The organism is Tepidiforma thermophila, from assembly GCF_002563855.1.
Lineage (GTDB): Bacteria > Chloroflexota > Dehalococcoidia > Tepidiformales > Tepidiformaceae > Tepidiforma > Tepidiforma thermophila.
Map to the genome: position 1 here is coordinate 1,209,615 of NZ_PDJQ01000001.1, position 15,051 is coordinate 1,224,665.

General features: G+C 70.2%; 11 protein-coding genes. 3 read left to right on the forward strand and 8 right to left on the reverse strand.

Annotated features, from left to right (window positions below):
- Position 1: 1 nt before the first annotated feature.
- The 8 genes from A9A59_RS05860 to A9A59_RS05895 form a co-directional block, all read right to left on the reverse strand.
- Entirely contained in the window at positions 2-1,036 is a 1,035-nt protein-coding gene (locus tag A9A59_RS05860) for a zinc-binding dehydrogenase (RefSeq protein ID WP_098503391.1), read from the reverse strand.
- Between the two features lie 63 nt (positions 1,037-1,099).
- A complete protein-coding gene (gene leuB / locus A9A59_RS05865; protein WP_098503392.1) occupies positions 1,100-2,188 on the reverse strand; it encodes a 3-isopropylmalate dehydrogenase in 1,089 nt (362 codons plus the stop codon).
- A 58-nt stretch (positions 2,189-2,246) separates the two neighbouring features.
- Complete coding sequence (locus A9A59_RS05870) at positions 2,247-2,636, reverse strand: cupin domain-containing protein (RefSeq protein WP_098503393.1); 390 nt, start codon at positions 2,634-2,636, stop codon at positions 2,247-2,249.
- A 74-nt stretch (positions 2,637-2,710) separates the two neighbouring features.
- On the reverse strand, positions 2,711-3,514 hold the full coding sequence (aat, locus tag A9A59_RS05875) for a leucyl/phenylalanyl-tRNA--protein transferase (protein ID WP_098503394.1): 804 nt from the start codon (positions 3,512-3,514) through the stop codon (positions 2,711-2,713).
- Positions 3,514-3,948 (reverse strand): PaaI family thioesterase, encoded by a 435-nt coding sequence (locus A9A59_RS05880; protein ID WP_098503395.1) that lies wholly within the window; start codon positions 3,946-3,948, stop codon positions 3,514-3,516. The genes aat and A9A59_RS05880 overlap by 1 nt, the downstream gene beginning before the upstream one ends.
- Before the next feature lie 44 nt (positions 3,949-3,992).
- Positions 3,993-4,601 (reverse strand): 3-isopropylmalate dehydratase small subunit, encoded by a 609-nt coding sequence (leuD, locus tag A9A59_RS05885; protein WP_098503396.1) that lies wholly within the window; start codon positions 4,599-4,601, stop codon positions 3,993-3,995.
- Between the two features lie 2 nt (positions 4,602-4,603).
- Positions 4,604-6,010, reverse strand: a complete 1,407-nt coding sequence (leuC, locus tag A9A59_RS05890) for a 3-isopropylmalate dehydratase large subunit (RefSeq protein ID WP_098503397.1) — start codon at positions 6,008-6,010, stop codon at positions 4,604-4,606.
- Positions 6,011-6,088: 78 nt separating this feature from the next.
- Positions 6,089-8,830 carry a DUF2325 domain-containing protein gene (locus tag A9A59_RS05895; RefSeq protein ID WP_098503398.1) on the reverse strand — a complete coding sequence of 914 codons (2,742 nt, stop codon included), beginning with the start codon at positions 8,828-8,830 and terminating at the stop codon, positions 6,089-6,091.
- Positions 8,831-9,101: 271 nt separating this feature from the next.
- Between A9A59_RS05895 and A9A59_RS05900 the strand changes: the two genes are divergently transcribed.
- The 3 genes from A9A59_RS05900 (at position 9,102) to A9A59_RS05910 (ending at position 15,039) form a co-directional block, all read left to right on the forward strand.
- Entirely contained in the window at positions 9,102-10,070 is a 969-nt protein-coding gene (locus A9A59_RS05900) for a hypothetical protein (protein ID WP_098503399.1), read from the forward strand.
- 233 nt (positions 10,071-10,303) lie between these two features.
- Positions 10,304-14,194, forward strand: coding sequence for a lamin tail domain-containing protein (locus A9A59_RS05905; protein WP_098503400.1), 3,891 nt, complete (start codon positions 10,304-10,306; stop codon positions 14,192-14,194).
- Positions 14,195-14,226: 32 nt separating this feature from the next.
- Complete coding sequence (locus tag A9A59_RS05910; RefSeq protein WP_098503401.1) at positions 14,227-15,039, forward strand: hypothetical protein; 813 nt, start codon at positions 14,227-14,229, stop codon at positions 15,037-15,039.
- The last annotated feature ends 12 nt before the right edge of the window (positions 15,040-15,051 follow it).

Sequence of the window (15,051 nt, forward strand, 5' to 3'; positions counted from 1 at the left end):
CTCACGGCCGCAGCGCGATCTTGAGCACCCCGCCCTCCCGCTTCCGGAACAGCTCGTACCCGGCCGGGGTCTCGCTCAGTTTCATCGAATGCGTTAGCAGCGGCCGCAGGTCCACCCTGCCGCCCTGGATCAGCGCCATCAGCCGCTCCATCCGCGCCGTCCCCACCGGGCAGAGCGTCGTCACAATCTTCCGGTGCATGAACGACCCTCCGGTCGGCAGCCGCAGCTCCGTGTAGCCGCCGTACACACCGACCGAGCTCACCGTGCCCCCGTTCCGCACCACCGCGCACGCGTTCTGGAACGTCACCTCGTGGCCCAGCGCTTCCACCGCCACGTCCACGCCCCGGTTGCCGGTCAGCCGCAGGATCTCTGCCACCGCGTTCGCCGGGTCCACCACCACGTCGGCGCCCAGCCGCTTCGCCATCGCCGCCCGCTCCGGAATCCCTTCCACCGCGATGATCAGCCCCGCGCCGTACGTCCGCGCCCCCGCCGTCGCGCACAGTCCCACCGGCCCCTGCGCAAAAATCGCCAGCGTATCCCCCGGCTTCAGCTCCGCCCGCTCAATCGCCGCAAATCCCGTCGACATAATGTCGGTCACGAACAGCACCTGCTCGTCCTCCAGGCCGTCCGGGACCTTCGCCATCGACGTCTGCGCCCCGTTGACCAGGAAGAACTCCCCCTGTGCCCCAAAAAGCAGGTTCGCCGGCGCGTTGAACGTCTCGCACACCTGCTGGTCGCCCTCCATGCACCGCCGGCACGTCCCGCAGCAGAGCAGGCAGCTCACGACCACCCGGTCGCCCGGCCGGAACGCTGTGACCCCCGCGCCCACCGCCTCCACCGTCCCCACCGCCTCATGCCCCATCGGCACGCCCGCCGGCACCGGCAGGTGGTCCACCACGTGGATATCGCTCCCGCAAATGGTCGAAAGCCGCGTCCGGATAAGCGCCTGCCCCGGCCCCGGCTCGTCCGGGTACGGGATCTGCAGCATCGCGACCTGGCCCTCGCCCGTCTTCACGCACGTGTTCGAAACCGGCATCTCCTGCTCCTCCTTCGTCCCCGGCGCGTCCGCGTCCCGCGCGAAGCCGCTGCCGGCGCCTCCTCAGATCCGTTCGGCCACCGCGCTGCCCATCGTCCGGGTGTCCACCACCTTCGCGCCCGGCCCCGCAATATCCGGCGTACGCAGCCCCTCGCGGATGACCGCGTCCACCGCGTCCTCGACAGCCTTCGCCTCCCGGTCCAGCCCCAGCGAGAGCCGCAGCATCATCGCCGCGCTCAGGATCATCGCCAGCGGGTTCGCTTTCCCCTGCCCCGCAATGTCCGGCGCGCTCCCGTGGATCGGCTCGTACAGCCCGATGCCCGTGCCGTCCTTTCGCCGCCGCCCCAGGCTCGCCGAAGGCATCATCCCCATCGAACCGGCCAGCATCGCCGCCTCGTCCGTCAGGATGTCCCCGAACATGTTCTCCGTCACAATCACGTCGAAGCTCGCCGGCCGGCGCACCAGGTACATCGCGCACGCATCCACCAGGATGTGCTCCAGCTCCACGTCGGGGTACTGCTTCCCAACCTCCGTCGCTACCTCCCGCCACAGCTGCCCGGTCCGCAGCACATTCGCCTTGTCGACGCTGGTCACCTTCTTCCGGCGCTGCCGCGCCAGCTGGAACGCCACGTGGCATACCCGAGCGACCTCCCGCTCGCTGTACCGAAGCGTGTCGACCGCCTGCCGCCCTTCCGCGTTCTCCCACCGCCGCTTCGGCTTCCCGAAGTACAGCCCGCCGGTCAGCTCCCGGATGACGACCATGTCCACGCCCTGGAGCACCTCGGGCTTCAGCGTGCTCTCGCCGATAAGCTCCGGCGCAACCCGCACCGGCCGCAGGTTCGCGAACAGCCCCAGCTGCTTCCGCATCCCAAGGATGGCGTCCTCCGGGCGCACGCTCGCCCGCGGGTCATCCCACTTCGGTCCGCCAACCGCGCCGAACAGCACCGCATCCGATGCCTTCGCCTTCGCAATGGTCTCGGGCCGCAGCGCCACGCCGTACCGGTCGATCGCCGCCCCGCCGATCGTCTCCTCGTCGTAGACAAACTCGTGCCCGAAGCGCTGCTGCACCCGCCCCAGCACTTTGAGCGCCTCTTCCATCACCTCCGGGCCGATCCCGTCGCCCGGCGTCACCAGGATGCGAAACGTTGCCATGGCCCCGTATTCTCCCGGCCACGCCGGTCACCGTCGACCGCGACCTCTGCCCCTGCTGCTAGTCCTCCACGTCGGCGTCGCTGCCCCGCGGCAGCTCCCGGTCCGCCGGCTCCGGGACGGTTGCCATCGGCACCTGGTCGTCTGCGCCCAGCGGCGGAATCGAGATGTTCGCCACCACCGCCTCGCCGTCCAGCGGGCTCGCACGGTGCACGCTCCCCGGCCACACCGCCAGCACCTCGTACGGCTTCAGCACCGTCTCCACGCCGTCGACCTCAACCACCACGCTCCCTTCGATCGCCAGGTACATCTGCATCGAACGCCGGTGCACGTGCGAACCCACCGCATCGCCCTCTCCGCTCATCCGGAATACCCGGACGCTCGCCGCCGGGCATTCGAAGTCCGTCAGCAGGTGGTAGAGCCCAACCGGGGTCGGCCGCGTCGAGGTCATCCCTCTCCCTCCGCAGGTGCAGGTTCCCCCTAGTGTGCTCCGAATCGCCGCCGCCGTCGCGGGCCCTTCGGTCGTTACCCGCAGCCCGCAAGGCCCTCCGCCGCGCCGGCCCGGTGCCAGTCCACCGATCGCACCGCCGCCTGCCGGAACCGCTCCAGGTACTCCTCCCGGGGAATCTCAATGCCGCCCAACCGCGCTGTGTGGTCGTTCAGCACCTGGATATCGACCAGCTCCACGCCCAGCGCCCGGCAGTGCTGCACCATCGCCGCCACCGCCACCTTCGAGGCATCCCGCACCCGCGAAAACATCGACTCCGCGCCGAACATCGCACCGAACGCCACGCCGTACAGCCCGCCGGCCAGCTCCCCCTCGTGCCACACCTCGAAGCTGTGCGCCCACCCCAGCCGGTGCAGCGTGCAGTACCCCTCGACCACCTGCGGGGTGATCCACGTCCCCTCCTGCCGCTCCGCGCACGCCCGGATCACCGCATCGAACGCCGCATCCACCGTCACCCGGAACCTCCCCTGCCGGAGGGTACGCCCCAGCCGCCGCGGCACCGTGAACGTATCGACCGGCAGCACCGCCCGCGGGGCCGGCGAACACCAGACCACCTCCTCCTCGGGGCTCCTCGGCCACGGGAAAAACCCCGCAGCGTACGCCGCCAGCACCGTCGCCGGCGCAAGGTCTCCGCCCAGCACATACGCGCTGTGGCCCGGCCGCGGCTGCTCCCGACCCGGGAATCGATACCGCGCCGGCCCGGCCGGCTGCGGCGGCCCGGCCGTGAACACGTCAATCGCAACCGGGCACGGCCGTCCCCGCGAATCCCGCACCGGGGCCTCCGCAGGCACCGGGTATGGCCGCCCCGGGGCCGGCTCCATCAGCCGCCCTCCCGCCGTCCGCCAATGACGAAGGTCACCAGCCCCAGCGCAACCACCCGCCCGCTATCGTCCCGTACCTCCACCTGCGTGAACGCCGCCGTCCTCCCCATCTTCACCACCTTCGCCTCAGCCACCAGCTCCGTCCCCCGCGCCGGCGCAAGGTACGAAACGTGCAGGTCGCTCGTCGCATGCGGCCGCTGCCGGATCTCGCTCTCCTCCCGCAGGGTCCGCACCGCACCGCCCGCGACCGAATCAATCAGGCTCGAAATCACGCCCCCGTGGACCACGTCGTTGTAGTTCAGGTGGTCTTCGCGCAGCCGCACCCGGTTCACCACCCGGCCCGGCTCGGCGGCTACCGTCTCGATGCCCACGAGCTCCCAGTACCGGCCGCGCGCCCACGCCCGCAGCCGTTCGACGAGGTCGCCCTCCTCCATGCCGCAATCCTGCGCGCGGGCGCGGCCATGGTCTACCGCCCGGGCTACCCCGCCAGCAGCGCCTCCGTCTTCGGCAGCCACTCCGGCCGGCGCTGCTCGTACGCCGCGATCCGGTCCTCCAGTTGCAGCGTCAGCCCAATGTCATCCAGCCCGTTCAGCAGGCAGTACTTCACGAACGGGTCGATCTCGAACCGCCGCTGCCACGTCCCGTCCGCTGTCGCCACCGTCTGCGACTCGAGGTCGACCACCAGCTCCGCCTCCGGCAGCTCCTCCGCCCGCGCGATCAGCCAGTCGCAGTCCTCCTGCGGGAGCGTCACCGTCAGCAGCCCCACCTTCGAGGAGTTGTTCCGGAAGATGTCCGCAAACGACGGCGCGATGATCACCCGCAGTCCCATATCGTCCAGCGCCCACACCGCGTGCTCCCGCGAGGACCCGCACCCGAAATTCGGCCCCGTCACCATGATCGGCGCGCCCTTGTACACCGGCCGGTTCAGCACGAAATCCGGGTCCTTCCGCCACTCGTCGAACGCAAACGGCCCGAACCCGGTCCGCTCGATCCGCTTCAGGAACTCCTTCGAAATGATCTGGTCCGTATCCACATCCGCCCGGTTCAGCGGGATCACCCGCCCGCGCACGGTCTCGAACTTCTTCATCGCTACTTCCACTCCCGGATGTCAACGAAATGCCCGGCGATCGCCGCCGCCGCCGCCATCTGCGGGCTCACCAGGTGCGTCCGCCCGCCGCGGCCCTGCCGCCCCTCGAAGTTCCGGTTCGACGTGCTCGCGCACCGCTCCCCCGGCAGCAGGATGTCCGGGTTCATCCCGAGGCACATCGAGCAGCCCGCATCGCGCCACTCGAACCCGGCCTCCTTGAAAATCCTGTCCAGCCCCTCTTCCTCGGCCTGGTGCTTCACCAGCCCCGACCCGGGAACCACCATCGCCCGCACATGCGGCGCCACCTTTCGGCCCCGGACAATTTCCGCCGCCGCCCGCAGGTCCTCAATCCGGCTGTTCGTGCACGAACCGATGAACACCCGGTCCAGCCGGATCTCCTGGATCGGCGTCCCCGGCTCCAGCCCCATGTAGTGAAGCGCCCGCTCGGCCAGCTCCCGCGCCTGCGGCGTCGGCGCCTCCGACGGGTCCGGCACCCGGCCGGTCACCGGCACGCTCTGCGCCGGCGTCGTCCCCCATGTCACCGTCGGCTCGATCTCGGACGCATCCAGCGTCACGTACGTGTCGAACTCGGCGCCCTCGTCCGTCGGCAGCGAACGCCAGTAGTCCAGCGCCTTCTCCCAGTCCGCCCCCTTCGGCGCGAACCGGCGCCCCTCCATATACGCGAAAGTCGTGTCGTCCGGCGCAATCAGCCCGGCGCGCGCCCCGCCTTCGATCGACATGTTGCAGATGGTCATCCGGCCCTCCATCGAGAGCTTCCGGATCACCTCGCCCCGGTACTCAATGACATGCCCCACGCCGCCCGAGACGCCGATCTTCGCGATGATCCCGAGAATCACGTCCTTCGCCGTCACACCCGGGTGCAGCTCGCCGTTCACCTCGACGGACATCGTCTTCGGCTTCGCCTGCGGCAGCGTCTGCGTCGCCAGCACGTGCTCCACCTCGCTCGTCCCGATGCCGAACGCCAGCGCCCCGAACGCGCCGTGCGTCGAGGTGTGGCTGTCGCCGCAGACAATCGTCATGCCCGGCTGTGTCAGCCCCTGCTCCGGCCCGATGACGTGCACAATCCCCTGCCGGATGTCGCCAACCCCGAACAGCGGAATGCCAAACTCTTCGCAGTTCCGCCGCAGCGCCTCCACCTGCTGCACCGAAAGCGGGTCCGTCCACGGCTTGTCCCGGTCGATCGTCGGCACATTGTGGTCCACCGTCGCCAGCGTCAGCTCCGGGTGCCGGACCCGCCGGCCCGCCAGCCGCAGCCCCTCGAACGCCTGCGGAGAGGTCACCTCGTGCACAAGGTGGAGGTCGATGAACAGCAGGTCGGGCTTCCCCGGCTCGCTCGCCACGACGTGCTGGTCCCAGATCTTCTGGATGATCGTGTTCGGAGTGCTCACAGTCTGTCCTGCCGCGCGGATGTCGTTGCGGAATGTACTCCCCAGTGTAACAGGAGCCCGCCTTCCGGCCGCCGCGCCCTACCGCCGGAGCGGCGGCCTCGGGGCCTTTGTCGACTTCTCACGTTCCGCAAGCAGCGCCGCCTGCACCACCGCGACCAGCACCTGCGGCCCCGCGAACGCCCGCGCAACGACCCGGTTGTCCGCCGAATCTGCCGCTTTGGTCACCCTGCCCGAAGCCGCGTGGCTGATGTATCCCGTGTTCACCACCACCAGGTCCACCGACCCGCGCGCACGGTCCACCGCCCTGTCGCCCTGTTTCGCCGCATCGGCGTCCAGCCAGTCCACCTTCAGCCCCAGCTCCTCGAGCCTCGGCACGGCCTTTGCCTGCAGGCTCGGGTGCCCGCCCACCACCAGCACCGACTTCCCCTTCAGTGCTCCGGCGGCCGCCTCCTTCGCAACCGGTGTGCCCAGCAGCTCATGCAGCTTCTCCCCGCCCGCCTCGCGAATCGGCGGCAGGTAAATCGACAGCGCCCTGAAATCGTCGAGGAGCGGCGAACTCTTCCGCTGCCGGAACACCGCAATCGCCCGCTCCAGCAGCTCCTCGAACGGCTCCTCCCGCTCCACGGCCCACTCGAGCGCGGCCAGCACCGCCCGCTCCCGCAGGTACGGGAACGAATCGAAGCACGTCTCGCACAGGTTCGGAATCTCGCCCTCGCGCCCCTGCCGCAGGTACTCCCGCACCAGCCGCTGAAATGCCTGGTCGGCGTCCTTATCGTGCTTCTTCTTCTCCGCCACTTCGAGCGCTTTCCGAAAAATCTTCAGCCGCTGCTCGCCATCCAGGGCGTCCGCACCCGGGATCGTTCCCTCCTCGATCCCGTCCGCAATCCGGTTCAGCGTATTGTCGCCCCGCTGCGTCGCCGCCGCGAACTCCACCGCCTCACTGAGCGCCCCCAAATCCCGGATTCCCCGCGCTTCCAGCGCACATGGCAGCACCTCGTCAATGACCTTGTCGGTCACGTGCCCGCTATCGTTCGCCAGCACCTCCGAAAGGTGCTCCCAGCTGTCGTCCAGTGGGACCTGCGCCAGGTAGTCGAAGTACCCCTTGAATTCCTTTTCCAGCCCCCTCCCGTCCCCGTCGGCCGCCAGCCGGAAGGCCGCCAGGAACTCCGCGTACCCCCGCAGCTGGTTGTCGGTCTCGATCTGCCGCAGCAGCCGCCGCCGCTGGTCCCGCGTCGCCCACTCCCGCGGCCCGCGCGCGATGATCGCCAGCGCCGCGACTGCCGCCGCCGAGGCGACCTCCTGGTGCGTGCGCGCCGCCTCGGGAATGAGCTCCAACGCCGTCTCCGCCGCCCACGCAAAATCCCCTGCAATCCTCGGGTCAACCGGCCACTGCATCTGCCATTCGGACATGTCGCCGGCGCGGTACAGCACATTGGCGAGCAGGACCAGCCCAAGAGCACGGATGTCCGCAGCCACCTGCCCATCCCGCACAAATTCGCCGAGCCGCTCTTCGCCCACGTGGTCACCGCTCCGCTGCTTGCCGACGAACTGTGCGAGCCGCGCCAGCCCGTGGAGGTTCGGCTCCCGCCGGGCCGCCTGGGTATCCTCCACCAGCTCCGTCACCGCCCCGAGCCCCTCCCGGAACCTCGCCTCCGGCACGCCGCTCCCTGCACGCTGCACCTCGCTCAACAGCGCCGCATAGGCCTCGGCGAATCGCTCCCCGTCCTGCCCGAGCGCGCGGTTCAGCACCCGCCAGCCGCACTTCTGGAAGACCCTCCCCGCTTCCGCCTCGAGGTCGGGGTCCATCCGGCCGTCACGTTCTGCGGCAAACGCCCGGCGCAGCATCCGCAGCGCCTCGTCGTGCTGCTGGTTGTAGAAGTGCCACACCCCCAGCAGTGCCATCAGCGTCGCCCGCTCATCCGCCTCCGCATTCTCAAGCCGGCCCGCCAGCGCGAGCCGCGCAGCCTCGTCATGCTCGCCCCGCAGCCGCTCGAGCTCCGCCCGCCAGTCGAACGCCCCGCCCGGGGGCACGCTCTCCGCTTCCGGCTCCGCGTTGCCGACGGTCTCCTCTCCGCCTCCGAACGTCCCCGCGCCCGCCGTCGCCTGCCCGGATTCCAGCGCCTCCACCAGCCGCTCCAGCGCCGCCGTCAGCCGGTCCAGCCGCTCGAGCAGCCCCGCTCCGTCGATGGGCGCGGCCGCACTCGCTTCGCGCGCAAATACCACCGCCGGGCCCGCGGGTTCGTCCCCAGCCTCCGGCGCCGGCACAGCTGCCTGGCCGACAGCCCCGGGCGCGCCCTCCGCCGCTGCCGCATCCTCCCGCTCTGCCGCCTGCCGGTCCGCATCAATCCGCTGCTCCTCCGCGGCGCACCATGCCAGCACCCGCTCCCCGTCAGCGATCACCAGCCGCTCCCCGAACACCTGCTGCAGCACCCGCACTGTCAGCGGCACCCGCGGCAGCCGCCACCGCCGCTCCGGCGGCACCCACCGGTATCCCGGGACCCGCTTCACCAGCTCCTTGTCGGCGAACGCGCAGTGCACCGAGAACTCCGACTCCGCGTCTTCCAGCACGGCATCCGCCGTAGGCGCGCCCGCCGGCTTCCGCGCCTCCTGCACCTCCTCGCCGAGGTCCGATGGCGCACGCCAGTTTTCCGGCCCGAACAGCTCGTCGAGCAGCCGGTACACGCCTGTCTGCCGCGGCAGCGAAAACGCCCCCCGCGCCGGCACCCACCGGGCCCCGGGGAAATACCGCAGCATCACCCGCTCGCTCGCCAGCGACGGCGCTGCGAGCAGGCGATTCTCCTCCGCTCGAATCTCCAGCATCGACGCCCAACTCTACCACGCCCCCGGCCGGCCGATAGCGACAATTTCCCGCCACCTCCGGTGGCCGGCAGGGTCCCGTCAGGTGAACCCCGGGTGCACTTCTAACAGCCCTCTTATGGCTGCCCCTTGACACCCTGCGGTATCTTCACGGTGCGTTCACTGAAGTGGTCGAGCGGTGGACAGCACGGTTCGAGCGGGTGGCCGCACGGGACACCCGGGTTCGCTGGGGAGAGAACCCGGACCGCGCAGCCGGCCCGCAGGGAAGGTTCAGATGATGCCCCCCCGCATCGCTGCGCTCCTCGCCGCCGCCGTGGCTGCGTTCATTGCACTCGCTGCCCTCCCGGCAGCCGCCCAGGTCCCCTACACCGTCACCGCCATCTCGCCGGCACCCGTCCAGCCCGGCGCCCAGGCCGCCGTCACCATCCGCGTCGAAGGGCAGGTCGCCGCGCTCCCGAGCTTCGGCTACGACGTTGAAGGCGGCACCCTCGTCGGCGTTCTCGCCCCGACCCCGGTCGCCGCAGGTATCGCCGAAGGCACCGTGTTCGTCCGCCGCGAAACCCCCGGCGCCGCCCGCCTCACCGTCAGCTTCGCCGGGCAGACCCTCGCCGCCGCCGATATCCGCTTTGCAGCCCCGGACGGCACCCTCCGCGTCCAGACCACCCTCGATGCCGGGCCCGATGCCGCGGCCCGCACCTGGCGCTACCAGGTCCTGGATGCCGCCGGCACCGTCGTCGCCGAACTCCAGACGTCCACCAGCGGCGATGCACCCACCGGCGCCGCCCAGGTCACTCTCCCGCCCGGCGCCTACGCCGTCCGCCAGGTGCTCGGCAGCGATACCGCCCTCGCCTGCGCGCCCGGCGTCTTCTACGCCGTCGCCAGCCCCGCCGGCGCCGTCGCGACGGTCACCCTCGGCGCGGCCCCGGCCGTCGTCAGCTTCACCATCATCCCCTGCCCGGACCTCCCGGAAGGGCTCGAAGTCATCATCCCGGTCGACACCATCATCCCCGGCGCTGGCCCGGGCATCGTCGGCGAACCCGTCGCCGCCCCGGCTGAGCCGCCCTTCAGCGAGGTCGCCGGCGCCCGCCAGCCCGGCCCCGGCGTTCTCCCCCCGGCCGCCGGCAACAGCCCCGCACCCCGGCCGGCGGGTCCTGCCCCGCTCCTCATCGCCGGCGTCCTGCTCCTCCTCTCCGGCGGCGGTGTGCTCCTCCTCGGCCGCCTCCGGTCCCGTCCCCTGGTGTGAGCCTTCGGTCAGGAGGCACCCCGGGTGCGCCAGTTGGCCGGCGCACCCGGGGTAACTATTTCCACGAACAGGCGTTCAGATTTTACGAACGAAGGCTTGACGCTATGCCCGGCCTTCGGCAATAACTGCAACAGCATTCCGGGCAGCCGCCGGTGGGTCGAGACGCCGGCGGACGCGCCCGCCACAATCCCACGGCGCCGGCGGGGTGCGCCCACGAGTCCCAGGGGGACTTCATGGTGCGTTCCTCACGGCGGCTTCTGCTGTTTACCGCCCTCGCGATTCTCGCGGCCGTTGTCTCCGTCGGCCAGCTCCGCTTCGGCGAAACGCCCGCCCGCGCTGCCTACGACCCCTCCGGCCCCGCCTGGGACCCGCTCTCGACCTTCGATACCTCCAGCGACCCCGGCCCCGTCTTCCAGCCGCCGAAGCTCCTCGCTGGCACCAACTCCCACGCCCTCCCCGCGAACGCTGCCGCCCGCAACGGCTACTGCCTCGACGTGAACGTCCCCGGCGTCACCGCCGCCGGCATCGGCACGCTCGGCTTCGTCATCACCGCCAAAGATCCCATCGACCCCTCCAGCCCGCCCACCATCAACGTGCCCGTGCCGGCCTCCGGCACCTACGCCTACGGCCCCGTCGGCCCGGCGGCCGGCGCCGACTTCTCCGACGGCGGCACCCCGGCCAACACCGCCGACGACGTCTACTGCGTCGTCGCCTACGCCCCGCCCGGCTACCGCACCCTCTCCATCGCCTGGCACTGGGAGGGCACCGCTTCGGTTCCGAACCCCATCGTCCTTCCCGATATCTCCATCGTCACCGTCACCCTCGACAAGATCGGCGATGGCATCGTCGGCGGCCCTGCCGAGGTCTGCACCACCGGCTGGGACAGCACCTTCCTCACCGGCGCAGCCTCCAACCCGGTCTCCGGCGTAAATAGCCCCGCTATCCCCAACGGCCTCACCGACCTGCCCGACCCCGTCAACGCCGTCTCCACCTCCGACTTCACCATCGTGAGCTTCAGCGGCGCCAATCCCACCGTCGCCTACGTCCGCCAGGTCGGCCCCGAGTGGTGCGCCGGCATCGATGCCTCCGGCAACTCTTCGGACATCCAGGTCCAGTTCAACTTCCACGCCATCTACAACCGCGTCGATATCGGCAGCCCCACCGTCGCTATCGATAAGGACGGCGATGACCAGCCTGCCTCGCTCCAGCTGCCGGCCAACCGCCTCGTCAACATCACGCAGGTTGTCGAGCTGCGCCACGTCACCGTCGACGGCCGCACCCCGCCGCGGCCGCTCTCCGGCCCGCTCGCCCTCGGTTTCACCCACTACGTCTGCCTCATCGGCACCGTCGCCGCCGACTCGCTCCTCGCCAGCAACATCGTCTTCAGCCCCATTGGCGGCCCCGATGTCCCGGGCGCCAGCGCCGTCACCGTCTTCCACAAGTCCGCTGCCAATGAGCCCCGCATCGGTTCCCAGGTGCCCAACGGCACGCTCTGCTTCTCCTACACCTCGAACGCGCCCGGACAGCACACCATCGCCGCCTACTTCAACAACTCCGCAGCCGGCGGTGCCCTCACCGCAGCCTTCTTCGATACCGACGGCGACGGCAACGGCATCGTCGACCCCGGCCCCGCCAGCCCCCTCATCACCCGCTGGGTCCGTATCGACCGCACCGAGATTACCACCGGCGGCTCCCCAACCGCGGGCCGCGTCACCTTCGGCACCATCGAAATCCCCCTCCGCTTCAACGTCGCCGATGGCACCTTCCTCGCCAGCGCCAACCTCAGCGAGTGGGTCATCGGCTCCTTCAACTCCGGCAGCCCCCAAACCACGAACCTCCTCGTCGATGGCGCCCGCCTCGAAATGCGCATCATCGGCTGCGGCTACTTCCAGGTCCCCAACACCGCCCTCAAGCCCACCACCGTCACCGGCATCTCCGTCGGCGGCCGCTTCGAACTGAACGACGGCTCCCAGGACCCCTTCGCACCCGACTTCGGCGATACCGACGCCAACCCCGACGACATCCGCATCTCGACCACCAACGCCACAAACTGCGGTCCCTCCGCCGTCACCCGCCTCGAAATCGATGTCTTCTATCCCGGGCAAACCACGCCCGCGGGGACCACCGAATTCGTCACCATCCGCTACGTCTTCTTCCCCGGTCAGAAGGACATCCGCGTCGCCTGGGCCGGGCAAATCGTCACCCTCACCTACGCCTTCGCCTCCAACGTCTCCTGCGCCGGGCAAACCGTCCGCTTCAGTCGCGCCTCCGGCCCGGGCGCCTTCCTGCCCGCCGCCGGCGTGACCCTCGACGGCCCCGGCGCCGCATCCGCCGACTTCGGCGCGAACTGCTCCGTCACCGTCCGCTACGAAAGCGAATCCCCCGGTGAAGTCGATATCGAAGTCTTCATCGAGGGCCGCCCCTGGACCAAGATAGCCTTCCTCATCTACTACCTCGTCTTCGAGGACATCACGATCGACGCCACTCCCGACCAGTTCGTCTCCACCCTCGGCGGCGTTACAGCAAATGTCCGCGGCTACTTCGTCGGCTCGAACCCCTCCGGCCGGCCGGCAGAAACCAAGCCCGATGGCCGCACCGTCCCCGCCGACCGCTGGGTCCTCCCCGATGACTGGGCGAAACTCCGCGGCGATCCGAACTTCCGCTCCGACCCGCCCGAAATGCCCGCCGCCATCGTCACCTTCATGATGCAGAACGAGCCCGTCCGCAACAGCTACAAACCGCTCGTCACCAGCGGCTCCTCCGGCTTCTTCGTCCCCGACGACCCGACCGACTTCTCCCCCAACGTTAACCCGCACACGAAGGCGCCCACGGTCCTCGGCTCCGCCGCCAAACCGCGCATGTACTCCCAGCCCTCCGACGGCCAGGGCCAGGCCACAATCAGCACCTACGGCGACTTCAACCTCACCTTCGAGGAGTGCCCGGCCAACCGCATCACCGGCAACCCCCACTGCGAGCCGGAGCAGATCGTCGGCCGCGGGCGGTATATCGCCGTCGCCGAGTACCCCGAACCGACCACCCGCGGCAAGCACCCGGCGGTTGCCTCCACCATCGCCGAGACCGTCTGGCGCTGGGCCGGCTACAAGCGCGTCACCGTCGTCAACGGCGAATCGCCCCAGTTCAAGTACGTCGTCGCCCACCTCAAAGACCGCGACGGCTTCTGCGACGCCGCCAACTACAACAACGTCCTCGGCATCCCCATCCGCTTCGAAATCGATGCCGGCTCCGGCGTCATCCTCGATGCCGCCGACCAGCCCGTGACCATCAACGGCACCCGCCGCTTCGCCACCGCCACCACCTTCGACACCGTCGACCCGCTCGGCAACCCAATCAACGTCGCGATCGCGAAGCCCGTCATCCAGGACGACGAATGCCAGGCCTGGATCCGCATCAGCAACAGCCTCATGAAGCCCGCCAACGTCATCGTCACCTTCCCGGCGCTCCCGGCCCCCATCCCGGGCAACGTCACCATCTCTGCCTTCACCTGCACCGGTCAGGAGTCCATCACCATCACCAACCGCGGCACCGCGCCCGTTAACCTCGCCGGCTTCGGCCTCCAGAGCCCCGGCGGACAGGTCGGCATCGCCGAGCACCTCGACCTGTCCGGCCTCCTCCAGCCCGGCCAGAGCGCCACCTTCTTCGGCGGCCCCGGCGCCGCCGCCCGCGGCTGGATCGGCAACACCGGCGACCGCATCCTCGGCCCCGGCGATTACGTCGCCCTCACCTGGAACGACGTCGTCCTCGCCACCGCCTTCTGCAGCACCGGCCAGGTCGTCGAACCGTTCATCCCGCCCGTCCTCCCGCTCGACCCCGAAGGCGAACTCGTCCTCGACGTCATCGTTCCCTTCGGCGACGAGGTCGAGGTGCCCCTCACCGCCGGCTGGAACCTCGTCCCCACCGGCCAGAGTACCATCGCGGTCGGCAGCGCCCTCGGCGATAACGCCGCAAAGGTCGCCGTCATCTACGCCTGGGACGCCGAGAAGCAGGAATGGCTCCGCTACATCCCGGGCGCGCCCGATGCCGTTAACACGCTCACCGAACTCGGCGGCGGCCGCGCCGTCTGGGTCTACGTCAACGAGCCGTTTACCCTCGTGCTCCCGCGCTGATGACCCTGTCGCACACCTGCCGTACCTTGGGGATGGCCGTCAAGTCCCGCATCCAGGATGAGACCATGACCCACTTCCGTGGCGCCCTCGTGGCTGCAGCGGCAGCCGCCGCCGGCACCGTCGCCCTCCTCACCGCCGCCCCCGCGAGCGCGCAGTTCGACCCCCCGTCCACCGTGTTCGGCTCGGTCACCGATTCCGCCGGTCCCGTGCCCGAAGGGCTCCCCGTCGAGGCCTACATCGGCGATACCCTCTGCGGCAAAGACGGCAGGACCGAATACACCGGCGAGGGCAGTGCCCGCGTCACCGTCTACGCCATCGACGTCGTCGCCGATTCGCAAATCAAAGGCTGCGGCCGCTCCGGCGCCGAGGTCCGCATCAAAATCGGCGACCGGTTCGCCCCGCAAACTGCCCGCTGGCAGCCCGGCCCCGTCCAGCTCGATATCACCTTCGGCAACGCCACCCCCGCTCCTATCCCCACCTTCACCCCCACCCCAACCCGGACGCCCGTGCCAGCGGCGACCGGCACCCCGGCGCCAGGCCAGCCCACTCCCGGCAGCGGCGGCCAGGGCGGCTCCGACGGCGGCCAGGGCGGCTCCGTTGCGACCATCCCCGCCGGCTCCCCCGGCGCCGGCTCACCCGTCACTGGCGGGGGCGTCACCAGCGCCACGCCCGGCCAGCAGAATGCCGCCGGCGGCGATGAGAGCGGCTTCCCAATCTGGGGCGTCATCGTCCTCGTTCTCGGGGCTATCGCTGCGGTGGGCGGCGGCGCCGGCTGGATGCTCGCCCGAAACCGCCAGTCCGCCGCCGACGGTGACGACTTCGGCCCGCCCGACGCCCTCGAGTAATCTCGCGTCCCG

What these genes read in the sequence shown, in the direction of transcription:
- A9A59_RS05860 (WP_098503391.1), bottom strand. Translation starts at nt 1,036, where the DNA reads ATGCCGGTTTCGAACACGTGCGTGAAGACGGGCGAGGGCCAGGTCGCG.
- leuB (WP_098503392.1), bottom strand. Translation starts at nt 2,188, where the DNA reads ATGGCAACGTTTCGCATCCTGGTGACGCCGGGCGACGGGATCGGCCCG.
- A9A59_RS05870 (WP_098503393.1), bottom strand. Translation starts at nt 2,636, where the DNA reads ATGACCTCGACGCGGCCGACCCCGGTTGGGCTCTACCACCTGCTGACG.
- aat (WP_098503394.1), bottom strand. Translation starts at nt 3,514, where the DNA reads ATGGAGCCGGCCCCGGGGCGGCCATACCCGGTGCCTGCGGAGGCCCCG.
- A9A59_RS05880 (WP_098503395.1), bottom strand. Translation starts at nt 3,948, where the DNA reads ATGGAGGAGGGCGACCTCGTCGAACGGCTGCGGGCGTGGGCGCGCGGC.
- leuD (WP_098503396.1), bottom strand. Translation starts at nt 4,601, where the DNA reads ATGAAGAAGTTCGAGACCGTGCGCGGGCGGGTGATCCCGCTGAACCGG.
- A9A59_RS05895 (WP_098503398.1), bottom strand. Translation starts at nt 8,830, where the DNA reads ATGCTGGAGATTCGAGCGGAGGAGAATCGCCTGCTCGCAGCGCCGTCG.
- A9A59_RS05900 (WP_098503399.1), top strand. Translation starts at nt 9,102, where the DNA reads ATGATGCCCCCCCGCATCGCTGCGCTCCTCGCCGCCGCCGTGGCTGCG.
- A9A59_RS05905 (WP_098503400.1), top strand. Translation starts at nt 10,304, where the DNA reads ATGGTGCGTTCCTCACGGCGGCTTCTGCTGTTTACCGCCCTCGCGATT.
- A9A59_RS05910 (WP_098503401.1), top strand. Translation starts at nt 14,227, where the DNA reads ATGGCCGTCAAGTCCCGCATCCAGGATGAGACCATGACCCACTTCCGT.